This is a genomic window from Tsukamurella sputi (assembly GCF_007858445.1).
Lineage (GTDB): Bacteria > Actinomycetota > Actinomycetes > Mycobacteriales > Mycobacteriaceae > Tsukamurella > Tsukamurella sputi.
Map to the genome: position 1 here is coordinate 54,714 of NZ_VIGV01000013.1, position 21,486 is coordinate 76,199.

Here is a 21,486-nt window from a genome sequence, read left to right on the forward strand (position 1 = left end):
GGTCCAGGTGCGACGGGGCGTCGGCTCACGCCGGCGTTCCCTGCGCCGGCGCTCCCGCATCGTCCTCGGGCTCCCGAGGCGGTTGCGGCGGGGCAGCCACCGTCTCCGGGTCCGGGGTCCGGCCGCTACCGCCCAGGAACGGTGTCAGCACGAGGACGAGCACCGCGCCGAGGGCCGCTCCGATCGGCCAGCTCAGCGCCGTCACGTACTGCGAGCTCGGTACGAGGGCGATCACCACCGCCACCGCCCCGGAGATCACCAGGGCCGCCACCGCTGCGGGATTGACGCCGCGAACGAAGTAGTAGGAGCCGTCGGGGCGGGTGGAGTACAGGTCGGCGATCCGCGTGCCCTGTCTGCGGATCAGGTAGTAGTCCACCACCAGGATGCCGAACACCGGTCCCATCAGCGCCCCCACACCGCCGAGGAAGTACACCACCGCGGTCTCGCTGCCCCACACCTTCCACGGCAGCACGACGATGGACAGCACGGCGGTGATGATCCCGCCGGTCCGGAAGGAGATGTACTTGGGTGCAACGTTGCTGATGTCGTAGGACGGCGAGACGAAGTTCAGCACCACGTTGATCCCCACGGTGGCGATCGCGAACAGGAGCGCGGCGATCACGACGACGACGTCGGAGTCGATCTCCGATACCAGCGCCACCGGATCCTTCGAGCTGTCGCCGAAGACCTTCAGCGAGCACAGCGAGATCACCAGGGAGATCAACACGAAGGCGGTCTCGTTGAGCGGGATCCCGAGCGCGTTCCCGCGCCGGATGGCGCGCGTAGAGGGCGACAGCCGGGCGAAGTCGGCGTAGTTCACGAGAGGTCCGGCCATGAATGCCACCATGAGGAAAGCGACGGCCACGAACGCCGCTACGGTGCTGGGCCCGGAGAGCGGGGATCCGGTACGAGCGTTCCAGTCGATGCTCCAGTCCGCCTTGTTCAGCATCCACAGCGCGAGCGCGAACATCCCGATCCACACCACCGGCCCCGCGAAGTCCGAGACCCGGCGGACGATGTCCATGCCGTAGGACAGGATCAGCAGCTGCGCCACCCACAGGCTCATGAACACGATCCATCCGAGCGGGCTCTGTCCGAGGAAGCCTCCGTGCGTCCACGCCTCGGCGGCGGGCCAGATCCGCACGATGAGCGCGATCACTGCGAGCGCCGCGAGGTAGGTCTGGATGCCGTACCAGAACACGGCGACCAGGCCGCGCAGCAGCGCGGGAATGTTGGCGCCGAAGATGCCGAAGGTGGCGCGGGCGAACACGGGGAAGGGCACGCCGACCTTCTGCCCGGCCACGCCGATCAGGTTCGACCCGGCCCACAGCATGAGCACGCCGGCGAACAACGCTGCCACGGTCTGCCAACCGCTCAGACCGAGCGCCAGCATGCCGACGGCGAATCCGTAGCTGCCCAGGCTGTGCGCCGAGGTCATCCACAGGCAGAACAGGTCCCACGACTTCCAGGTCGCGTTCTCCTTGGTGGTGGGTGCGAGATCGGCGTTCAACAGTGCCGAACCGGCGGGCGCGGTTACCTTCTCGGACATGACGGGCCCCTGTCGTTCGGTCAGTCGTTCTGGGGGAAGCCGAGGTTGATGCCGCCGTGGCTGGGATCCAGCCAGCGCGAGGTGACGGCCTTCTCGCGGGTGAAGAAGGCATAGCCGGCAGCGCCGTAGGCCTTCGAGTCACCGAACATCGACGCTTTCCAACCGCCGAAGCTGTAGTAGGCCACGGGAACCGGGATCGGGACGTTGATCCCGATCATGCCCACTTGGACCTGGCGTTGGAAGCGGCGGGCGGCGCCGCCGTCATTGGTGAAGATCGCGGTGCCGTTGCCGTAGGGCGAGGCGTTGATGATGTCGATCGCTTCGGCGAACCCGGACACCCGGATCACCGACAGCACCGGGCCGAAGATCTCGTCGCGGTAGGCAGCGGAGTCGAGCGGGACCCGGTCGAGCAGGGTGGGGCCGAGCCAGAAGCCGTCGGCAGCACCGTCGAACTCGCCGCCGCGCCCGTCGACGACGACGGTGGCGCCATCGGCGGCGGCCACGTCGATGTATCCGGACACGCGGTCGCGGTGCGCGGCGGTGATCAGGGGACCCATGTCGCACCCCCGTCGGCCGTCGCCCGTGCGCAGGGCCGCCATGCGTGTGCGGATCCGCTCGATCAGTGCGTCGGCCACCGAATCGACTACCAGGAGTGCGGATACCGCCATGCACCGCTCACCCGCACTGCCGAATCCGGCGTTCACCGCGGCGTCGGCGGCAAGGTCCAGATCGGCGTCCGGCAGCACGAGCATGTGGTTCTTGGCGCCGCCGAGCGCCTGTACTCGCTTCCCCGCCGCGGTCGCCTGCTGGTACACGTACTGCGCGATGGGAGTGGAGCCGACAAACGAGATCGCCGCCACACCGGGGTGCACCAGCAGCGCATCGACGGCCTCCTTGTCGCCGTGCACCACGTTCATCACCCCGGGCGGCAAGCCGGCCTCGTGCAGCAGAGCGGCCAACCAGTTCGAGGCCGACGGATCCTTCTCGCTCGGCTTGAGCACCACGGCGTTCCCGGCGGCGATGGCGAGCGGGAAGAACCACAGCGGCACCATGGCCGGGAAGTTGAACGGACTGATGATGCCGACCACCCCGAGCGGTTCGCGCACCGAGTACACATCGACGCCGGTGGACGCGTTCTGGGTGAACTCGCCCTTGTTCAGGTGCGGCATGGTGAGCGCGAAGTCGACAACCTCGATCCCGCGGGCGATCTCGCCCGCGGCGTCGGCGAGCACCTTGCCGTGCTCGGCGGTAAGGATCTGCGCCAGCTCGTCGCGACGGGTGGTGAGGAGCTCGCGGAACCGGAACAGCACGTCCAAGCGGCGGGCGACCGATGCCTCGCCCCAATCCACCTGGGCGGCCCGGGCTTGCGCCACGACAGCGTCGACGTCGGCGGCGGACGCGAGCCGCACCTCGGTGCTGACCACACCGAGGGCCGGGTCGTACACGGGCGCGGTGCGGGTCGAGGCGCCGGCCCACGGCCGACCGGCGACGAGGTGATCAAGGATAGTGACGGTCATCGGTGTTCTCCCATCAGGACGGAGCGGTAGATCGCGATCGCCTCGGCGACCTCGGAATCCGTGACGGTGCACGGCGGGACCACATGGATCCGGTTGTCGGCCACCATCGGCAGGAGCCCGCCGGCGATCAGGCCGGCCTTGATCCGGGCCAGCCGGTCGGTACGTAGCGGCGCACGGGTGGTGCGGTCCTCAACGAGTTCGAGGGCCCAGAAGACGCCCTCACCGCGCACTTCACCGATCAACGGGCAGTCGTCGGCAAGGGCGCGCAGCGCGGGGCCGAGCACGTCTCGACCGATGCGGGCAGCGTTCTCGACGACTCCCTCCTCGACCATCGCATCGAGCGCCGCCACGATGGACGCGCACGCCAGCGGGTGGCCGCTGTACGTGAGGCCGCCGGGGAAGACCCGGTCGTCGAAGGTCTTCGCAATGGCCTCGCCGATCACGACGCCACCGACCGGCACATACCCGGAGTTGACGCCCTTGGCGAAAGTGATGAGGTCCGGCCGCACCCCGTGCCGGGTGTGCGCGAACCACGCGCCGGTCCGGCCGAAGCCGGCCATCACCTCGTCGAGGATGAGCAGGATGCCGTGGCGGTCGGCGATCTCCCGCACGCCCGCCAGATATCCGGGCGGCGGCACGAGCACTCCGGCAGTGCCGGGTACGGACTCCAAGAGGATCGCCGCCACACTGTTCGGGCCCTCGACGACGACCGTACGCTCCAGGTGCGCGAGCGCACGCTCGCACTCCTGCTCCGGCGTCTGCGCCCAGAACTCGGAACGGTACAGGTACGGACCGTGGAAGTGCGCGTGGCCGTTCGCGTACTCGTTCGGCAGGCGTCGCCAGTCACCGGTCGCCACGACGGCCGATCCGGTGTTGCCGTGATAGGAACGGTAGGCACTGAGAACCTTGGTGCGCCCGGTGTGCAAGCGCGCCATGCGGATCGCGTTCTCCACCGCATCCGCGCCGCCATTGGTGAAGAAGACCTTGGTAAAGCCCTCGGGCGCCAGCCCGACGATCCTGCGAGCCGCCTCACCGCGCGCCAGATTGGCGACGGACGGCCCTACCGTGCACAACTGCGCCGCTTGATCGGCGATCGCGCGCAGCATCTTCGGGTGCTGGTGCCCGATGTTGACGTTGACCAGCTGACTGGAGAAGTCGAGGTAGCTGCGCCCGGAACCATCCCACACCCGGGTACCGAGCGCGCCGCTGATCACCATCGGGTCGAGCGCGGCCTGCGCCGACCACGAGTGGAAGACGAAGTCGCGATCCAGCTCGTACGCGCGACGATCCAGGTCCGCAGTGTCGGTGGCCACGTCAGCCGTCCTTCTTCGCGGTGATGGTGCGGTTGACGGCAGGGATGATGTGTTCGCCGTACTGGCGCATCGTCTCCTCCTTCTGGTCGTGCTGCAGGTAGCCGGCGAACTGGTGCACACCGAGCTTCTGCAGCGCCTCGATCTTGGTGAGGTGATCGGCCACAGAGCCCAGTAGGCAGAACCTGTCGATGACCTCATCGGACACGAAATCGGCGTGGGTATTGCCCGCCTGTCCGTGCTGGTTGTAGTCGTATCCGCTGCGTTTTGCGATGTAGTCGGTCAGCGCGGCGGGCACCGCGCCACCGGTGGCGCCGTACCGAGCGACGATGTCGGCCACGTGGTTTCCGACCATGCCGCCGAACCATCGGCACTGATCGCGCTGGTGGGCGAGATCGTCCCCGATGTACATCGGGGCGGCGACGCAGATCTTCACCGTTTCGGGATCACGCCCGGCGTCGGACGCAGCGGACTTCACCGCGTCGATCATCCACGCGGCGATGTCCAGGTCCGCCAGCTGCAGGATGAACCCGTCGGCCACCTCGCCCGTCAGGGCCAGTGCCTTCGGGCCGTACGCCGCCACCCACATCTCCAGTACCGACCCGACGCTCCAGGGGAACTGCAGTGTCGAACCGCGGTACTCCACCGGTCGGGAGTTCGCGAGCTCGCGGATCACGTGGATGGATTCGCGCAGCGTCGCCAGGGTGGTGGGCTTCCCGTTCGTCACTCGCACCGCCGAATCGCCGCGCCCGATGCCGCAGACGGTCCGGTTGCCGAACATCTCGTTGAGCGTCGCGTAGAGCGACGCGGTGACGGTCCAGTCCCGGGTCGCGGGGTTGGTGACCATGGGGCCCACGGTGACCCGTCGAGTTTCGGCGAGCATCTGCGAGTACAACACGTAGGGCTCCTGCCACAGCAGGTGCGAGTCGAACGTCCACACGTGGTTGAAGCCGTGCGACTCGGCCAGTTTCGTCAGTGCGATGGTGCGCGCGGCGGGTGGGTGGCACTGTAGTACGACGCCGAAATCCATGGTCAGCTCCTAGATGAGGTACTGGCTGAGTGCGCGATGGACGAACCGGCCGTCGCCCTTGCGGCCGAGGTACTGGCCGTCGTCGACGATCACCTTGCCGCGGGAGAGCACGGTGTCCACGTGGCCGTCGATCTCGAACCCCTCCCAGGCGGAGTAGTCGAGGTTCATGTGGTGCGTCTTCTCGAGTCCGATGGACGTGTGTCCGTTCGGGTCGTAGACCACGATGTCGGCATCGGCGCCCGGGGCGAGCACCCCCTTGCGGCCGTACATACCGAACATCCGGGCCGGCGTCGTCGAAGTGATCTCCACCCAGCGTTCCAGGGTGATCTTGCCCGACACGACGCCCTGGTACATCAGATCCATCCGGTGTTCCACCGATCCGATGCCATTGGGAATCTTGGAGAAGTCACCGATCCCCATGTCCTTCTGGCCCTTCATGCAGAAGGGACAGTGATCGGTGGACACCATCTGCAGGTCATTGGTGCGTAGTGCCTGCCAGACCTCGTCCTGGTGGTGCTCGTGCTTGGAACGCAGGGGCGTGGAGCAGACCCATTTCGCGCCCTCGAACCCGGGTGCGCCGAGCTGATCCTCGAGCGAGAGGTAGAGGTACTGCGGACAGGTCTCCCCGTACACGTTCTGGCCCTGATCCCGCGCCGCGGCGAGTTGTGCCACAGCCTGCTTCGCCGAGACGTGCACCACGTACAGGGGCGCCCCGGTCAACTGCGCGAGCATGATCGCGCGGTGCGTGGCCTCCTCCTCGAGCTGCCAGGCGCGCGCGACGCCGTGATAGTACGGATCGGTCTTGCCCTGCGCGAGGAGCTGCTCCACGAGCACGTCGATCGCAGGGCCGTTCTCGGCGTGCATCATCGTCAGGAGACCGGTATCGGCGGACACCTGCATGGCCCGCAGGATCTGCGCGTCGTCGCTGTAGAACACACCCGGGTAGGCCATGAACAGCTTGAAGCTCGTGATGCCCTCGTCCTGCAGGCCTCGGATCGCCGACAGCGACGCCGAGTTGACGTCGCCGACGATCTGGTGGAAGGCGTAATCCACGGCGCATTCCCCGCCGGCCATCGCGTGCCAGGTAGCGAGCGAGTCCTCCAGCCGCTCACCGAACTTCTGCACCGCGAAGTCGACGATGGTGGTGGTTCCGCCCCACGCCGCCGCACGCGTACCGGTCTCGAACGTGTCCGAGGCATTGGTGCCGCCGAAGGGCATGGACATGTGCGTGTGCGCATCGATCCCGCCGGGGATCACGTACTTGCCGGTGGCGTCGATCACCGTGTCCGCCGTGGCCGCGAGGTCACTGCCCAGCACGGTGGTGCCCGGCTCGAGGAGGGCGACGATGCGCTCCCCGTCGATCAACACGTCCGCCGCTCCGCGGCCGGTGGCCGAGACCACGGTGCCGCCGGAGATGAAAGTCGTCGACATGGCGGCGCCTACCGGGCCGGGATGGCGGTGTAGGAGTCCGGCCGGCGGTCACGATAGAACTGCCAGTCGTTGCGCACCGCGCGGACCAGTCCGAGGTCGAGGTCACGGATCACGATCTCCTCGGTATCCGTCGAGCCCGCGTCGCCGACCAGGTTGCCGCGCGGGTCGACGAAGTAGGATGTCCCGTAGAAGGTCACGGCGAGATCGCCGAATTCGTCCGTCTCCGTGCCGATCCGGTTGTTCGCCGCCACGAAGTACTGGTTGGCCGCGGCCGCGGCCGGCTGCTCCAGCTCCCACAGTCGGTTCGACAGCCCGGGCTTGGTCGCCGACGGGTTGAAGACCAGTTCGGCGCCGCCCAGGCCCAGCTCGCGCCAGCCCTCCGGGAAGTGCCGGTCGTAGCAGATGTACACGCCGACCTTGCCTACGGCGGTGTCGAACACCGGATATCCGAGATTGCCCGGGCGGAAGTAGAACTTCTCCCAGAAACGATCCAGGTTCGGGATGTGGTGCTTGCGGTACTTGCCGAGGTAGGTGCCGTCGGCATCGAGAACGGCGGCGGTGTTGTAGTACAGGCCGGGCATCTCCTCCTCGTACACGGGGAGCACGATGACCACCCCGAGTTCCCGAGCGAGGGCGCCGAACCGCTCGGTCAGCGGACCCGGCACCTGCTGGGCGTACTCGTAGTACTTGGCATCCTCGACGATGCCGAAGTAGGGGCCATGGAACAACTCCTGGAAGCAGACGATCTGTGCGCCGTCCGCCGCGGCCTGCCGCGCCAGCGCCTCGTGCTTGTCCACCATCGACGCTTCGTCGCCGGTCCATGTGGCCTGAGTGATGGCCGCCCTGATCACCGTCATCGTGTCCTCCGATCCGTCTCGACTGCTTCTGTTATTCTATTGTTTGAACATTTCTCTAATATTTCAGCTGCGTGAGGTTACGTAAAAGAGTGTGCCGCACCGCGGCGTTCGTGGAGGCAAGATGGATGAATCAGCGCTCGATCAGATTCGCGATACCCCCACCCTGCGCATCGACGATCCGTCGCCGGCCGGGATCGCCGGTGCCATCGCCAGGATGATCAACGCCGGCGAGTTGCTCCCCGGCGACCGGCTACCCACCGTGCGCGCCCTGTCTCGGCAACTGAGCGTCTCCCCGGCCACCGTCAGCCACGGTTGGCAGGCGCTGGCCCGCTCCGGCCTGGTCGTATCCCGTGGCCGCAGTGGCACGTTCGTCGCCGACGGCGCCGCACGCAGACCCGCCGCAGCGACGCGGACCGCGACGATGGCCGGCCCGGGCAGCGACGTGCGGTGGGATCTGTCCCTCGGCGCGCCCGACCCCCTGCTCCTGCCCGAGATCGCACAATCCCTCTCCGCCGTGGCACGACGAGCGGAGACCACGAACTACCATGAGCATCCGGTGGTCCCGGAGCTCGGCGCCCTGCTGAGCGACACATGGCCCACCTCCTCCGAGGCTCTGACCATCGTCGACGGCGCGCTCGACGCGGTGGTTCGGGCGCTCGACGCCGTCACCCGCTACGGCGATCGGGTCATCGTGGAGAACCCGACGTTTCCCCAGTTCCTCGACCTTCTCGAGGTCAACGGCCTGCACGCCCTACCAGTGAGGCTGGACGAGGAGGGGATCCGGCCGGACGACTTCGCGCGCGCCCTGGAGCAGGGACCGTCCGCAGCGATCATCCAGCCGCGAGCACAGAACCCCACCGGTCGGTCGATGTCACGGAGCCGGGCGGAGGAACTCGTCGGCCTGCTGCGCGGGGACTCGCGTTGCATGGTCATCGAGGACGATCATTCCGGTTCAGTCGTCTCCGCAGGCGATCTCAGCCTCGGCCAGTGGATGCCAGAGCGGGTGCTGCACATCCGAAGCTTCTCCAAGTCACACGGTCCGGACCTCCGCATCGCCGCGATGTCCGGGCCCGCCGCAGTGATCAACCGGGTGGTCTCGCGGCGCGCGCTCGGCCCCGGGTGGACCCCGCGGATCCTCCAGCGTCTGCTCTACGACCTGCTCTCCGACTCGACGGCCGAGCGCACTGTGGCCCGCGCGCGCGAGGAGTACGCCCGCCGCCGTGACGCCCTCGTGCCCGCGCTCGCGGGGATCGACGCCGCCGTCGCTACCGCGGAGGGGCTCAACCTCTGGATCCCGGTGGACGACGAACGCCGGGCCCTGATCCACCTGGCCGCAGAAGGCATCCGCGTGGCCCCGGGTGCGCCCTTCGTCGTCGGAACGCCGGAGACCGAACACATCCGCGTCACGATCGCCCCACTCGATACCGACTTCGTGGACGTGGGGCGTGCCGTGGCCACCGCCGCCGCCCCTCTCCGCCGGGACGAGTTCTACGCGCTCCGCGAGCTCTGAATCCCGGACTACCCCATCGGGTCCAGGTGCGACGGGGCGTCGGCCCAGCTCACGAGCTCCCAGCCGGCGTCGACGGGGCGGAGCACGATCTCGCCCGTGTTCGGCAGGTGATGCTTGTGCGCGTACGCACCGTCGACCCCGGACAGATGGAATCCGACGAGCCGGATGGCCGCCCCGTGGCTGACGAGGTACACGTCGCCGTGCGGCAGATGCTCGGCGCGGATCGCGTCCACCGCGGGCAGGTACCGCGCGAGCAGGCCCTCGGCGCTCTCGCCGCCGGGCATCGCGGCGGTCGGCTCGCCGGAGTACCAGCGGCGCACGACATCCTGGAAGACCTCGATGGAGGCCTCGTCGCTGAAACCCTCGAGGTCACCGGCCTGCACCTCGTGGACCCCGTCGATCACAGAGGGCCGCACGCCCCAGGCGTCGGCGATGTGTCCCGCGGTCTGCTGCGCCCGGCGGGCGACCGAGCTGAGCAGCGCCGCGGGAGCGGCGTCGGGGCGATCGGCGCCGAACCTGCGCGCCTGCTCGACGCCCTCGGGCGTGAGCGGCGCGCCGGGCGGCCGGGTGTCGAGGCCCCGCGCGACGTTCGCGGTGGTCTGGCCGTGCCGGACCAGGTGCAGCAGGCCCGTCATCGTTCCCCCCTGCGCAGACCGTCGAACCAGGTCTCGGAATCGCCGGGGTCGACGGGGGCCGTGCCGGGCCCGCCCGGGCGCGGCCACGATCCGAGGAAGCGGAGGTCGTCGCACACGCGGTGCAGGGCACGCAGCGCCTCGCCCACCGCGGGATCGTCGATGTGGCCGACGCAGTCGAAGTGGAAGACGTAGCTGCCGAAGACCGTTCGCTTCGGTCGTGATTCGATCCGGGTCAGATCGACGCCGCGCAAGGCGAACTCGGCCATGGCGAGGGCCAGAGATCCCGGGCGACTGGGCACGTCGATCACCACGGCGGTGCAATCGGATCCCGTGCGCTCCGGTGCCGGACCCGGCTTGCCGCACAACACGAACCGAGTGCGGGCATCGGCGACGTCGGCCACACCGGTGGCGACCTCCGACACCGCGTACATCCGTGCGGCCAGCGCCGTGGTGACGCCGGCGTCGACCCGCCCCTCGGCCACGTCGAGCGCGGCGGCGGCGTTGGAGGCGGCCGGAACCACCTGCGCCTGCGGCATGTTCGCGGCGAGCCATGCGCGGACCTGCGCTGCGGCCACCGGATACGCGCCGACGGTGCGGGCCTCGGACAAGGTCTTCCGCGACGCGATCGAGAAGGCGACAGCCAGATCGGTCTCGGCGAAGATCTGCAGCGGCGCACCGAATCCCAGGGCATCCAGGGTCGGCGTCACCGGCCCCTCGACGGACGATTCGATGGGCACGCACGCGAGGTCGGCGCCACCGTCGGAGACCATCTCGAGGGCGGCCACCTGGCTGGGGGCGCTGATCCGCTCGGCACCCACGAGCTCGAACCCGGGCACCGTCATGGCGCCGCGTGCGGCGAGGTCCTGGCACTGCAGCAGCGCCATCTCGGTGAACGTCCCCTCGGGGCCGAAGTAGGCGATGCGTGTCACGACACGAGCCTAGCGGGAGCGCCGCCGCAGGGTGCCCGCGCGGCGATTTAGTACAGTCATTCCGATCTTTGTAGGAATGGGGACGGGGATGTCGTACGACGAGAATCCGCTGGACCGGATCAGCTCCGGACCGGCACCGACGGGGCCGAGCCCGTGGCGCTCGAACCGCCTGCCCACCGGCAGCCCGTACGCGGGCGGCGGCCTGTACGGGACCGGCGACGTGAAGCGGAGGCGCCGGCTCGGCCGCGCCGGCTGGATCACCCTCATCATCGCCGTGGCCCTCATCGCGGGCGCCGTGGGCTGGGCCGCGGTCTCCAAGCCGAGCGCGCCCGGGTTCGCCTCGCCGATCGGCGCCGGACCGGGCGCCCCGCCGGCCGCGCCGAGCATCGAACAGCTCACCGCCAGCGGCCTGTTCACCACCGCACTCACCTCGCCGAACTGCTCCCTGCCGCCACTGCAGGCCACCCGGGAGGCCGTGGAGGCCTTCGCCCGCACGGGCACCGATTGCCTCGCCGCGGTCTGGGGACTGCGCCGAGGCCGAGTCCTCGTGTTCAGCGCACCGGACAACCTCTCCCCCGGGCCGGGCTGCTTCACCGGCAAGCCCGTGACCTCGATCGGCACGTGCGGCGACGACCTCGACCTCAACTACGACGCCGCGATCCGCGGCGCCGGCAGCCAGGCCGGCCCCCTGCTCGTGTGGCTGGCGATCTCCGTCGCCGAACGCGCCGAGACGCGCGCCGGGCAGTCGGCCGACATGTCCGCCCTGATCAGGCTGGCCGGCGAGTCGAGCCCCGTCGGCCTCGATCATCAGCGCCGCCGCCACCTGCAGACCCTGTGCCTCGCGGGCGCGACGATCCGGAGGCTCGTCGACCACGGGATCGCGCGTGCCGATGTCGCACAGGCGTCCGCCCAGGCGCGCTCGTGGCGACGTCCCGGAGGAACCCCCGAGGCGACGTCGGCCCTGCCCGAGACCGCGCAGGCCTGGTTCGATCGCGGCAGTGACTCCCCCACCCAGGAGGTCTGCCGGACCGCATGGACGGTCCCCGCCGAGCAGGTCTCCTGAGCTACTTCAGGCCCAGGGCGTGCAGGCGGTCCGTGACCGCCTGGGGGTCGGGCGTCACGAGGTGTCGCAGGCGCTCGCGGACGGCGTCCTGCGCCATCGGATTGAGCGCGGCGAGGCGCGCCTCGTCGGGGGCCGCGAGCGCCGCGGGGATGTCGTCGCCGGTCAGGGCCACCACCGTGGCGCACAGTACCGCCACGGCCTGATCGGCGTCCGCCACCGCGATCTCGAAACCGGGCCCGTCCTCGTGCACGCCGTGCACGAGGAACTCCGCGAGCGCCGTCGGATCGCCGGGCGCGTAGCTACAACTCTTGCGGCCCGACGGTGCCGCCACAGCCAGCCCGTCGACCAGGGACATCGGCTCGCGCGGAGGCGCCAGCAACTCCAGTTCGATCGCCATCATCTTGACCCTAACTCTTGCTCTGGGTTGCCCGCCGCATTAGGTTAGGGTTACCTTCATGACCATCACTGAGCGAGAGGAGTCGTCATGAGCGCCCCGACCATCGCCGAGCCGACACCGGCCGAGCGCGTCCGCACCATCGCGGCCGTCCCCCATGCCGCGGTCCTCGCGGCCGACGGCTACGAGCCGATCACACTCGCGCTGCACCACGTGCTGGGCGATCGCCTGGTGGTCGCCGTCGCCGACGACGCGCCCTGGCTCGAGGGCGTGCGCGCCATGGTCGAGATCAACGACATCTCGCCGCTCCCGCTGCGCGAACGGACCCGCTCCCTGGTCTGGCTCTCGGGCCGGCTGTCCGAGGTGGCCGACGGTGCCGCCCTCGCCGCCCGCGTGGCCGTCGACAATCCGCTCGAGGCGCTGCTCGACGTGGGCAACGGATCCCGGCTGGTGACCATGCCGATCGAGACGGCCGTGCTCGCGGACGCCGCCGGCGCCTCGTCCGTGACCGGCGACGAGCTGGCGGCCGCCGAACCCGACCCGTTCGCCGGCTACGAGACGGCATGGCTCGCGCACGTCGAGGCCGATCATCCGGAGATGGTCGGGCAGCTCGCCCGCCGCCTGCCCGGGAAACTGCGCAACCACCGCATCCGACTGCTGGGCATCGACCGCTTCGGCATCCGCCTGCGCGCCGAGCATCATGAGCTCTCCGACGTCGACGTGCGCCTGAACTTCCAGCAGCCCGCCCACGACATGGCCGCCCTGCAGCGCGGCATCCGCATCCTGCTGGGCTGCCCCTTCCTCAACGGTCTCCGCGCTGGCTGAGCACGGCCGCCGTCAGTGCGCCTGCACCGTGATGTCGGTCCCCTTCGGGGTCATCGCGTACACCCCTACCGCGACGGCGAACAGGATCACGCCACCGACCAGGCCGGTGGTCTGCAGTGACGCGGTGAAGCCGGTGGCCGCGTGCTCGGCGAGCCCGGGCAGGCCCGCCTCCTGCGCGATCGCCATGGCGGCGCCGAGGGATTCACCCGCGGCGTCCGCGACGGCCGCGTCCACGCCGGGGATCGCACCGAAGTCGGCGTCGGCGGTGTAGAGCATCGCCGCGACGCTGCCGAGGATCGCGACGCCGAGCACGTTGCCCAGGTCGTACGAGGTCTCCTCGAGTGCGGCGGCGTTGCCCGCCGTCTCCTCCGGTGTCCCGGACATGATCATCGCGGAGGCCACCGTCATCGCGCCCATGCCGAGTCCCACGAGGACGAGCGGCGCCAGCAGGCCGGCGTAGTCCAGGTGCGCGGGCACCGCGAGCAGAACCATGCCGACCGACGCCGCCACCAGTCCACCCGCGAGGACGACGCGGGCGTTCAGGACACCGGCCAACCACGGCGCGGCGAGCGAGGCCACCACCGCGGCCACGGCGACGGGCAACAGCCGGACGCCCGTCTCGATCGGCCCGTAGCCCGCCACCAGCTGCATCCACTGCGCGAGCAGCAGCAGCGCGGCGGCCATCGCGAACATGACGCCGAGTGCCGCCAGGATCCCGGCGGAGAACTGCCGGCGCCGGAACAGCCGCACGTCGAGCAGCGGATGTTCCCGGCGCAGGGACCGTCGGACGAACAGCCCGAGCACCACGACGGCGACGAGCACGGCCACCAGCCCCGGGACCGACAGCAGGGTGTGGTCCTTCGCGAACCGCTTGATCGACCACACCAGCGCGACCATCCCGGTGATCGACATGAGCGCACCGAGCCAGTCCCACGCACCCGGCGAAGGCACCGTCGACTCGGGCAGCAGGAAGAACCCGACGATCAGCACGAGCACCATCACGGGCACGTTCACCATGAACGCGGCGCGCCATGAGAAGTGCTCCAGGAGAACGCCGCCCACGATCGGACCCACCGCGGCCCCGACGCCGGAGACCGCGGCCCACAGGCCGAGCGCCTTCGCCCGCTCCGCCGGATCGGTGAAGATCACCCGCAACATGGTGAGCGTGGTGGGCATGATCATCGCGCCGCCCACGCCCAGCGCCGCCCGGAGCGCGATCACCTGAGCGGGCGTCTCCGCCCACATGACCAGCGCCGAGGCGAGGCCGAAGACGACGTAGCCGAGGAGCAGCATGCGCTTGCGGCCGAACCTGTCACCCAACGAGCTGGTGGAGACCAGCAGTCCGGCGAGCACCAGCGAGTAGACGTCGATGATCCAGAGCTGCTGCGCCGCAGTGGGTCGCAGATCGGCGGCCAGATCCGGGACCGCGATGTTGAGGATCGTCATGTCCACGGTGATGACGAGCAGGCTCGCCGAGAGGAGCAGCGCCGCGGCCCAGCGCCGGGTCGCGGACATCGCGGGCGCAGTCGAGAGGTCGGTCATGGCGTCGTCTCCTGTCGGGGGTTCCAGAGCGCGGTGATCGCGCCTTCGAGCAACGCCGGATCGGCGGGCTGCTCGGCGAGCACGGCGTTCATGGTCGCGCCGTCGGTGAAGATCGCCACAGCACGGGCGCTTTCGGGCGTGACGTAGCGCTCCAGGGTGGCCGCGAAGTCCGCGGCCCAGTGGACGCTCAGCTCGCGGAGGTCCGGGTGCAGCGGCGCGGCGCAGGTCACCGCGAAGTCGCCGCCGACCAGCTTCGGATCGCTCAGGTAGCGCACGAGCGCGGCGGTGTACGCCGCCGGCGAGGCCCCCTCGCGGACGAAGACCTCCTCGAGCTCGTCGAGCCAGACCTCCGCCTCCTCGACCAACGATCGGAGCGCGGCCGACCGCAGATCGTCGAGCGTGGCGAAGTACTGCGTGGTCGACCCGAGGGGCACCCCGGCGCGGGCGGCGACCTTCCGGTGCGTGAGCGCGTCCGGGCCCGATTCGACGACGATGGCCGCGGCGGCCGCGATGATCTCGCGGCGCCGGCGCGCCGGATCGCGACGGCGGGGAGTTCCTGTCACCACAGCCTCCTAATGGACGTTTGTACATGTACAACCGTACATGATGTGCGGAGGCAAAGAACGGGCTAGATTGTCCAGATGAGCGCCACACCGGACGATCCCTCGCCTGACCAGCCTGAAAGCACGCCGAAGCCCGACTTCGCCGCACGCACGAAGAGCCACGTCGACGACGCGGCCACCCGAGCCAAGACCCACGCCGATGAGGTGGCGGAGCGCGCGAAGACCAAAGCCGGCGAGGCCGCCACCCGCGCCGGCGAGGCGGCCAAGAAGTGGCTGCGGCGTGCGATCGTCGCCGCCATCCTCGTCCTGGTGCTCATCGGCGCCTACTTCGCGCTGGCCGCCTACCTGCCGCGCAAGTGGGCGGACATGCTGGTCGGCTGGGTCGGCACCGACGGCGGCACCCTCAAGGGCACTGCGTTCGGGCTCGGCATCGGCTTCCTCTGTGCCGGACTCCCGCTCCTGATCCTCTGGTTCGCCGCCAGGCGCGCGGCCAGCCATCCGAAGATCGCGACCGTCCTCGGTCTCATCGCCGTGATCGCCGCCGTGCCGAACCTCATGACGCTCGCCGTCGCCATCGGCACCGGGAGCGGCGCGAGCTACGCGCGCACCAAGATCGACCAGAACGCGGCGGGATTCCGCTGGGCCACCCTGATCGGCGTCGTCATCGGCGTCGTCGCCGCGATCGCCCTCGCGATCTTCCTCGAGGTGCAGCGCCGCAAGCGCGCCAAGAAGAAGGAGCGCAAGGCCGTCGAGAAGCAGGCCAAAGCACTCGCCAAGCAGATGGAGAAGGACGCCAAGGCCACCGAGAAGGCGCACGGCGGCCGCGCCCCCGGCCTCGACGAGCAGCCACCGTCGGGCGAGGGCGACGGGCGATAGGGCCCGTCAGATCCCGAACAGCGTCTCGATCGGCGCCTTGGCGAAGTACACCAGGAACAGCCCGGAGACGATCCACAGCAGCGGGTGCACCTCCTTGGCCTTCCCACGCGCGACGGCCATCACCACCCAGGTGATGAAGCCGATGCCGATGCCGTTGGCGATCGAGTAGGTGAAGGGCATCGAGACCACGGTGAGGAAGACGGGCAGGACCACGGAGAACTTGCTCCAGTCGATGTCCTTGAGCTGGCCCAGCATCATGGCGCCCACAACGACCAGCGCGGGAGCGGCGGCCTCGGACGGGACCACCTCGTAGAGCGGGGTGAAGAACATCGCGGCGAGGAAGAGCACGCCCGTCACGATGTTCGCCAGGCCCGTGCGCGCGCCCTCGGCGATGCCCGACGCGGACTCCACGAAGACGGTGTTCGACGAGGCCGAGGCGCCGCCGCCCACGATCGCGCCCGCGCCCTCGACGGCCAGCGCCTTGCCGATGTTCGGCACGGAACCGTCCTCCTTCATCAGCCCGGCCTCCTTGGTGAGACCGGTGATGGTGCCCATGGCGTCGAAGAAGTTCGACAGCACCAGCGCGAAGACCAGCACCGACGCCGCCAGCACGCCGATGCGGGTGAAGGCGCCGAAGACGTCCACCTCGCCGACCAGCGACAGGTCGGGCAGGCCGCCGAGGCTCGACGGGAGCTCGGGGATGTTGAGGCTCCAGCCGTGCGGGTCCTTGAACGACGGGCCGAGGCCGGCCACCTTTTGCACGATCAGCGCGACGATGGTGGTGATGACGATGCCGAGCAGGATCGCGCCCGGCACCTTGCGGACCACGAGCACACCGATGAGCAGGACGCCGAAGACGAAGACCGCCGTGGGCCAGGCGGCGACGGAGTTGCCGATGCCGAGGCCGACGGGCACCGTCGTACCGGCGGCGTCCGGGATGCGCCGCACGAAGCCCGCGTCCACGAAGCCGATGAACGCGATGAAGCAGCCGATGCCCGCGGCGATCGCGGCCTTGAGCTCGGCGGGGATCGCGCGGAAGACCGCGGTCCGGAAGCCGGTGACGCCGAGCAGCACGATGATGATGCCGTCGATCACCACGAGGCCCATGGCCTCGGGCCAGGTGACCTGTGGCGCGACGCTCACGGCCAGGAGGCTGTTGACACCGAGGCCGGCGGCGATGCCGAAGGGATAGTTGACGATCGCACCGAAGGCGATGCACATGATGCCCGCGGCGAGGGCCGTCACGGCCGCGACCTGCGCGGTGGGCAGCACGTGCCCGAGCACGTCGACGTTCTTGCTCTGCCCGACGACGCCGCCGATGATGATCGGGTTGAGCACCACGATGTAGGCCATCGTGAAGAAGGTGACGAGACCGCCGCGGAGCTCGCGCGGCACCGTCGAACCGCGCTCGGAGATGCGGAAGAACTTGTCGATGGGCCCCAACTGGGGCTCGGTGGGAGCGGACACGTCGTGACCCTTCACTCGCTGCAGGACCGGGCAATCGTAACGGTGCCCGGTTAGGGTGACCCGGTGAACGCCCCCGAGCCCGTGCCGACCGTCGAGCGCCGCTCGCTGCGCGCCGAGGTCGCGATCGTGCTGCTGGTCACTTTCGCCTGGTCGGGGCTGTATTCGATGGTGCGCCTGATCGGTTACCAGCTGGGCGCGGGCGTCGGTAGTACGACGGTGACGCTCAACCCTGTCCGCAGCCCGCACGCGGTGATCGACTTCCTGCTGCAGGTGCTCGGCGCGGTACAGCTCTTCGGTTGGGCGGCGCTCGCGCTGTACCTGCTCGCCCGGTCGGGGATCGGGTTCGCCGACATCGGCTTCGCGCTGCGCCGTCCGCGGCGGGAACTGCTGCGCGACATCGGGCTGGGCACCGGCCTCGCGGCGCTCATCGGCATCCCCGGGCTGGCGCTGTACGCGGCGGGACGCGCGCTGGAGGTCACGGCGAACGTCGTGCCCGCGTCGGGCGAGGTGCAGTGGTGGCGGATCCTCACGTACGTGCTCCTCGCGGCGGGGAACGCGGTCGCCGAGGAGGTGGTGGTCGTGGGCTACCTCATGACCCGGCTCCGGCAGCTGGGCGTCGGTCGGCCCGGTTCCATCGCGGCGTCGGCCGTGCTGCGCGGCTCGTACCACCTCTACCAGGGCTTCGGAGCGGGCCTGGGCAACCTGGTGATGGGCGTGATCTTCGGCGCCGCCTACGACCGCTGGCGGCGGCTGTGGCCGCTGGTCATCGCGCACTTCCTACTCGACGTCGTGGCCTTCGTCGGCTACGCGCTGCTGCGCCCGCACCTCGGTTTCCTCGCCTGACCCACTCCCGGGCCGTCCTGTGACCCGCCCCATGAACACCACCTGATTCTCAGATGCGGCCCGTACAGTCGGACGACGTGAACGACGAACGACCGCGCGGGCAGGACCGGCGCGAGCCGAACCTCGCCTGGTCGCAGGTCCCCGAGGGCGACCCGCGCTCGCGCGCGCCCCGGCACCCGCAGGGCGTCCCGCGACAGGGCCGGCAGCCCGGACCGCCCCCGCAGCGCCCCGCTCAGCCGCCGCGCCGGCCCGTGCCGCCGCAGCAGCCCGCGCCGCAGCAGCCTCGCGCCACCCGCGTCGAGCGGCCTCAGCAGGCCGGGCCGGAGCAGCCGCGCCCGCAGAACTGGGCTCCCCGCCAGGAGCCGGAGCCGGTCCCCGCGAGCGAGATCAAGCGCACCGTCGGAGCCCGGGGCAGCAGCGACGGCCGCGTCCCGCCGCCCCCACGTCCCCCGCGGAGCCGGGGCCGGGACCGGGATCTGGGCCGACGGTCCGCCGCGGCCCCGCCGCAGGCGCCCGCGCCGAAGAAGGTGCGCCGCAAGCGCAAGCTGCACCCCTTCCGCTGGCTCGGCGTCTTCCTCGTGCTGATCCTCGTGGGCACCGTGGCGGGAACGATCTACTTCGACGGCAAGCTCCAGCGGATCGACGCGCTCACGGCGTACACCGGCCGGATCGCCGACACCCCCGGCACGAACTGGCTGCTCGTGGGTACCGACGCCCGCGAGGGCCTGACCCCGGCGCAGCAGAAGGCCCTGGCCACGGGCGGCGACCTCGGCGGTGCCCGCACGGACACGATCATGCTGGTGCACATCCCGACGTCCGGCGACGCGACGCTGGTCTCCATCCCCCGCGACCTGTTCGTGAAGGTCCCCGGGCAGGGCAGCCACAAGATCAACGCCGCGTACTTCCTCGGCAGCACCTCCGGCGGCGGCGATGCGGGCGGCGCGCAGCTGCTCGTGCGGACCCTGGAGCAGGCCTCGGGCGTGCACATCGACCACTACGCCGAGATCGGCTTCGGTGGCTTCGCGAACATGGTCGACGCGATCGGCGGGGTCGAGATGTGCCCGAAGGCGCCGATCAACGATCCCAAGGCCGGGCTGCGGATCACAGCGGGCTGCCAGACGCTCGACGGTGCGCAGGCCCTCGGTTACGTGCGCACCCGCGCCACCCCCAACGCGGACCTCGACCGGGTGGTGCACCAGCGCGAGTTCATGTCGGCGCTGTTCAAGGAGGCCACGTCGCCGACGACGCTGCTCAACCCCTTCGAGCTGTGGGGGCTGTCCAACGCGGTGGTCGACGCGCTCAAGGTCGACAAGGACACCCACCTGTGGGACCTGGCACGACTCGCGTGGGCGATGAGCGGGACCACCGTCACCACGACCACCCCGACGGCGGGCAGTGAGTACACCAGCGACGGCGACTCCCTGGCGTGGGGGAAGAACACGGATGAGTTCTTCGGCCTGCTCGCGGCGGATCAGCCCGTTCCCGCTCGCCTCCTGAGCACGCCGCCGGGAACCGGTTAAGGTGGCGCCATGACTGAACGCGGCCGCATCGGCCGCCCGCCGAAGGTGAATCGCGAGCAGGTGGTGGCCGCCGCCGCAGACATCCTCACCACCGACGGGCCGCTGAAGTTCTCGATGCGCACCCTCGCCGCGCGCCTGGACATCAGCGCCATGGGCATCTACCACTACTTCGATTCGAAGAACGACCTCCTGGGCGCCGTCCTCGAGCATCAGTCGTGGAACACGCCCATCCCCGAACTCGCGACGGACCCGCACGAGCGGCTGGTGCAGCTGCCCCTCATCGTGGTGGACCACCTGACGCGGCACCCCTGGGTGATCGACGTGCTCTCGGCCGACGAGATCATCGACGCCTACTCGGCGTGGTCCTTCGACGAGTTCCTGCGCACCACCGACGAGATCGGCATCCCCGAGGACGAATCCCTGCACCTGCTCCTGGGCCTCTGGCGGCTCACGATCGGCGAGGTCACGGTGCGGACCAATCAGGCGATGCGGGACGCCCGTCCCACCTCGAGCGCGTGGTACGAGCGGGAGATCCCGCAGCACGTCATCGATCGCCCACGACTGGCGCGGGCGCTCGGCGCGCTGGACCCGAGCGCCGAGACCTACGACGTCAAGCAGACGATCCTCGCGTACCTCCGCGGCGCCCTCGGCGACCGCTTCCACGGCTGACCCGGCGAGCGGACCACGGGCCGGCGTCGCCGCCGGCCCGTCCGGAGTCCTACAGCGAGACCTGGCGGCCGCGCAGGCCGTCGCGGGAACGCCGCTGCGCCGCGGTGAGCTCGGAGTCGTCGGCCAGGGCCTCAGCCAGGCGCTTCGCCAGCTCGACGGTGCCCGCGACCCACTCATCGGGGTGCGACTCGCGGTCGAGATCGAAGACCGGCACGAGCAGGCCGTCGGAGCGGAAGGAGCCGGCGAACCGCGAGCCCTCGCCGACGGAGAGGCCGCCGGCGGCGTGCACGCGCGCCAGCGCGGCCATCAGATCGTCCTCGGGCGCGGGGTGCACCCAGCGCAGGTGCGCCTTGGAGCCGGTGTCGGCCCACCAGGGTGCGCCGATCCCGTCGGCGCCCAGGTCCAGGCGCGCCGCGGGCGTGATCAGCGAGTTGGCGTGCTCGACGAGCTGGCGGGTCTGCGCGTCGGCGTCGCCCGCGAGCCACCAGTCGAAGTCCTTGTGCACCGTGACCTCGAGCGTCGCGGCGGCGTCGAGGACCTCGAGCAGCGCACCGTCGGACTCCTCCGACAGCGCCTCGCCCACCGCGGCGTCGGCGGCGAACCGGGCGGCGCCCGCGAGCGCGGCGCCGGGCTCCAGTGGGCGGGTCGCGGTCTGCAGGGCCGCGTAGCCGATCACACCGCCGGCCTCCTCGCGGACCAGCGCCTGCGCTGCGCCCGGGAGCACTGTCGCGAGCCGGATCTCCCGGTTCGCACCGGCCACCTTCAGCGGAGCGGTGGCACTGGGCACGAAGTTCCGCAGCGCGACGATGTCGCACTCGGCGGCCAGGCCCTCGAAGGGGCGGCTGCTCGCGGCGGCCGAGGCCTCGGCGCGGGCGCGCTGGGCGGCCACCTTCTCGGCACGGTTCGATCCCTCGCGGGGAGTGGCATTGCGTTCGCGTCTACCCATGCCGGGCAGC

General features: G+C 70.2%; 20 protein-coding genes. 7 read left to right on the plus strand and 13 right to left on the minus strand.

Features of this window, described 5'->3' with window-relative positions; translation table 11 throughout:
• Positions 1–25 precede the first annotated feature (25 nt).
• From FK268_RS21825 to FK268_RS21850, 6 genes are read right to left on the minus strand one after another with little or no spacing between them, the layout of a single operon-like run.
• Entirely contained in the window at positions 26–1,549 is a 1,524-nt protein-coding gene (locus FK268_RS21825; protein WP_231707213.1) for an NCS1 family nucleobase:cation symporter-1, read from the minus strand.
• Between the two features lie 20 nt (positions 1,550–1,569).
• Positions 1,570–3,066: a CoA-acylating methylmalonate-semialdehyde dehydrogenase gene (locus FK268_RS21830; RefSeq protein ID WP_146437562.1), complete on the minus strand. Its 1,497-nt coding sequence runs from the start codon at positions 3,064–3,066 to the stop codon at positions 1,570–1,572.
• Entirely contained in the window at positions 3,063–4,379 is a 1,317-nt protein-coding gene (locus FK268_RS21835; RefSeq protein WP_146437563.1) for an aspartate aminotransferase family protein, read from the minus strand. Before FK268_RS21835 ends, FK268_RS21830 begins: the two co-directional genes overlap by 4 nt.
• 1 nt (position 4,380) lies before the next feature.
• Positions 4,381–5,406, minus strand: coding sequence for a TIGR03842 family LLM class F420-dependent oxidoreductase (locus FK268_RS21840; RefSeq protein ID WP_146437564.1), 1,026 nt, complete (start codon positions 5,404–5,406; stop codon positions 4,381–4,383).
• A 9-nt stretch (positions 5,407–5,415) separates the two neighbouring features.
• Positions 5,416–6,837 (minus strand): dihydropyrimidinase, encoded by a 1,422-nt coding sequence (gene hydA / locus FK268_RS21845; RefSeq protein WP_146437565.1) that lies wholly within the window; start codon positions 6,835–6,837, stop codon positions 5,416–5,418.
• Between the two features lie 8 nt (positions 6,838–6,845).
• Positions 6,846–7,694, minus strand: coding sequence for a nitrilase-related carbon-nitrogen hydrolase (locus tag FK268_RS21850; protein WP_146437566.1), 849 nt, complete (start codon positions 7,692–7,694; stop codon positions 6,846–6,848).
• A 121-nt stretch (positions 7,695–7,815) separates the two neighbouring features.
• Between FK268_RS21850 and FK268_RS21855 the strand changes: the two genes are divergently transcribed.
• Positions 7,816–9,204, plus strand: a complete 1,389-nt coding sequence (locus tag FK268_RS21855; protein WP_146437567.1) for an aminotransferase-like domain-containing protein — start codon at positions 7,816–7,818, stop codon at positions 9,202–9,204.
• An 8-nt stretch (positions 9,205–9,212) separates the two neighbouring features.
• Here FK268_RS21855 and FK268_RS21860 read toward each other — a convergent pair whose 3' ends face one another.
• A complete protein-coding gene (locus FK268_RS21860; protein WP_146437568.1) occupies positions 9,213–9,839 on the minus strand; it encodes a histidine phosphatase family protein in 627 nt (208 codons plus the stop codon).
• Positions 9,836–10,768 carry a prephenate dehydratase gene (gene pheA, locus FK268_RS21865; RefSeq protein WP_146437569.1) on the minus strand — a complete coding sequence of 311 codons (933 nt, stop codon included), beginning with the start codon at positions 10,766–10,768 and terminating at the stop codon, positions 9,836–9,838. The genes FK268_RS21860 and pheA overlap by 4 nt, the downstream gene beginning before the upstream one ends.
• Positions 10,769–10,856: 88 nt before the next feature.
• On the opposite strand from pheA, the gene FK268_RS21870 reads away from it, so the two are divergent.
• On the plus strand, positions 10,857–11,831 hold the full coding sequence (locus FK268_RS21870) for a hypothetical protein (RefSeq protein WP_146437570.1): 975 nt from the start codon (positions 10,857–10,859) through the stop codon (positions 11,829–11,831).
• A gap of 1 nt (position 11,832) precedes the next feature.
• Here the strand turns inward: FK268_RS21870 and FK268_RS21875 are convergent, their stop codons facing one another.
• A complete protein-coding gene (locus tag FK268_RS21875) occupies positions 11,833–12,228 on the minus strand; it encodes a hypothetical protein (RefSeq protein WP_146437571.1) in 396 nt (131 codons plus the stop codon).
• Positions 12,229–12,315: 87 nt separating this feature from the next.
• Here FK268_RS21875 and FK268_RS21880 point away from each other — a divergent pair, with 87 nt between their 5' ends.
• Complete coding sequence (locus FK268_RS21880; protein WP_146437572.1) at positions 12,316–13,050, plus strand: DUF2470 domain-containing protein; 735 nt, start codon at positions 12,316–12,318, stop codon at positions 13,048–13,050.
• Positions 13,051–13,062: 12 nt separating this feature from the next.
• On the opposite strand, the gene FK268_RS21885 is transcribed toward FK268_RS21880, so the two are convergent.
• Together FK268_RS21885 and FK268_RS21890 are read right to left on the minus strand one after the other, a co-directional pair.
• Positions 13,063–14,592 carry an MFS transporter gene (locus FK268_RS21885; RefSeq protein ID WP_146437573.1) on the minus strand — a complete coding sequence of 510 codons (1,530 nt, stop codon included), beginning with the start codon at positions 14,590–14,592 and terminating at the stop codon, positions 13,063–13,065.
• Complete coding sequence (locus FK268_RS21890) at positions 14,589–15,155, minus strand: TetR/AcrR family transcriptional regulator (protein WP_205124514.1); 567 nt, start codon at positions 15,153–15,155, stop codon at positions 14,589–14,591. Before FK268_RS21890 ends, FK268_RS21885 begins: the two co-directional genes overlap by 4 nt.
• A 78-nt stretch (positions 15,156–15,233) precedes the next feature.
• Here FK268_RS21890 and FK268_RS21895 point away from each other — a divergent pair, with 78 nt between their 5' ends.
• The gene (locus FK268_RS21895) at positions 15,234–16,031 is read left to right on the plus strand and encodes a hypothetical protein (protein WP_146437575.1); all 798 of its coding nucleotides are present in this window, start codon (positions 15,234–15,236) and stop codon (positions 16,029–16,031) included.
• A 6-nt stretch (positions 16,032–16,037) separates the two neighbouring features.
• On the opposite strand, the gene FK268_RS21900 is transcribed toward FK268_RS21895, so the two are convergent.
• The gene (locus FK268_RS21900; protein ID WP_146437576.1) at positions 16,038–17,498 is read right to left on the minus strand and encodes an NCS2 family permease; all 1,461 of its coding nucleotides are present in this window, start codon (positions 17,496–17,498) and stop codon (positions 16,038–16,040) included.
• A 63-nt stretch (positions 17,499–17,561) separates the two neighbouring features.
• On the opposite strand from FK268_RS21900, the gene FK268_RS21905 reads away from it, so the two are divergent.
• The 3 genes from FK268_RS21905 to FK268_RS21915 all read left to right on the plus strand — a co-directional run bounded on the left by FK268_RS21905 (position 17,562) and on the right by FK268_RS21915 (position 20,530).
• On the plus strand, positions 17,562–18,341 hold the full coding sequence (locus FK268_RS21905; protein WP_231707214.1) for a CPBP family intramembrane glutamic endopeptidase: 780 nt from the start codon (positions 17,562–17,564) through the stop codon (positions 18,339–18,341).
• A gap of 77 nt (positions 18,342–18,418) precedes the next feature.
• Positions 18,419–19,861, plus strand: coding sequence for an LCP family protein (locus tag FK268_RS21910; protein WP_231707215.1), 1,443 nt, complete (start codon positions 18,419–18,421; stop codon positions 19,859–19,861).
• 9 nt (positions 19,862–19,870) lie between these two features.
• Positions 19,871–20,530 carry a TetR/AcrR family transcriptional regulator gene (locus FK268_RS21915; protein WP_146437578.1) on the plus strand — a complete coding sequence of 220 codons (660 nt, stop codon included), beginning with the start codon at positions 19,871–19,873 and terminating at the stop codon, positions 20,528–20,530.
• Positions 20,531–20,579: 49 nt separating this feature from the next.
• On the opposite strand, the gene FK268_RS21920 is transcribed toward FK268_RS21915, so the two are convergent.
• Positions 20,580–21,476: a DUF5926 family protein gene (locus tag FK268_RS21920; RefSeq protein ID WP_146437579.1), complete on the minus strand. Its 897-nt coding sequence runs from the start codon at positions 21,474–21,476 to the stop codon at positions 20,580–20,582.
• Between the last annotated feature and the right edge of the window lie 10 nt (positions 21,477–21,486).

Bases quoted from the DNA above. Each gene is read 5' to 3' on its own strand.
- FK268_RS21895 (WP_146437575.1), top strand. From the start codon at position 15,234: ATGAGCGCCACACCGGACGATCCCTCGCCTGACCAGCCTGAAAGCACG.
- FK268_RS21915 (WP_146437578.1), top strand. From the start codon at position 19,871: ATGACTGAACGCGGCCGCATCGGCCGCCCGCCGAAGGTGAATCGCGAG.
- FK268_RS21875 (WP_146437571.1), bottom strand. From the start codon at position 12,228: ATGGCGATCGAACTGGAGTTGCTGGCGCCTCCGCGCGAGCCGATGTCC.
- FK268_RS21885 (WP_146437573.1), bottom strand. From the start codon at position 14,592: ATGACCGACCTCTCGACTGCGCCCGCGATGTCCGCGACCCGGCGCTGG.
- FK268_RS21855 (WP_146437567.1), top strand. From the start codon at position 7,816: ATGGATGAATCAGCGCTCGATCAGATTCGCGATACCCCCACCCTGCGC.
- FK268_RS21830 (WP_146437562.1), bottom strand. From the start codon at position 3,066: ATGACCGTCACTATCCTTGATCACCTCGTCGCCGGTCGGCCGTGGGCC.
- FK268_RS21825 (WP_231707213.1), bottom strand. From the start codon at position 1,549: ATGTCCGAGAAGGTAACCGCGCCCGCCGGTTCGGCACTGTTGAACGCC.
- FK268_RS21860 (WP_146437568.1), bottom strand. From the start codon at position 9,839: ATGACGGGCCTGCTGCACCTGGTCCGGCACGGCCAGACCACCGCGAAC.
- FK268_RS21850 (WP_146437566.1), bottom strand. From the start codon at position 7,694: ATGACGGTGATCAGGGCGGCCATCACTCAGGCCACATGGACCGGCGAC.
- FK268_RS21880 (WP_146437572.1), top strand. From the start codon at position 12,316: ATGAGCGCCCCGACCATCGCCGAGCCGACACCGGCCGAGCGCGTCCGC.
- hydA (WP_146437565.1), bottom strand. From the start codon at position 6,837: ATGTCGACGACTTTCATCTCCGGCGGCACCGTGGTCTCGGCCACCGGC.
- FK268_RS21870 (WP_146437570.1), top strand. From the start codon at position 10,857: ATGTCGTACGACGAGAATCCGCTGGACCGGATCAGCTCCGGACCGGCA.
- FK268_RS21920 (WP_146437579.1), bottom strand. From the start codon at position 21,476: ATGGGTAGACGCGAACGCAATGCCACTCCCCGCGAGGGATCGAACCGT.
- FK268_RS21840 (WP_146437564.1), bottom strand. From the start codon at position 5,406: ATGGATTTCGGCGTCGTACTACAGTGCCACCCACCCGCCGCGCGCACC.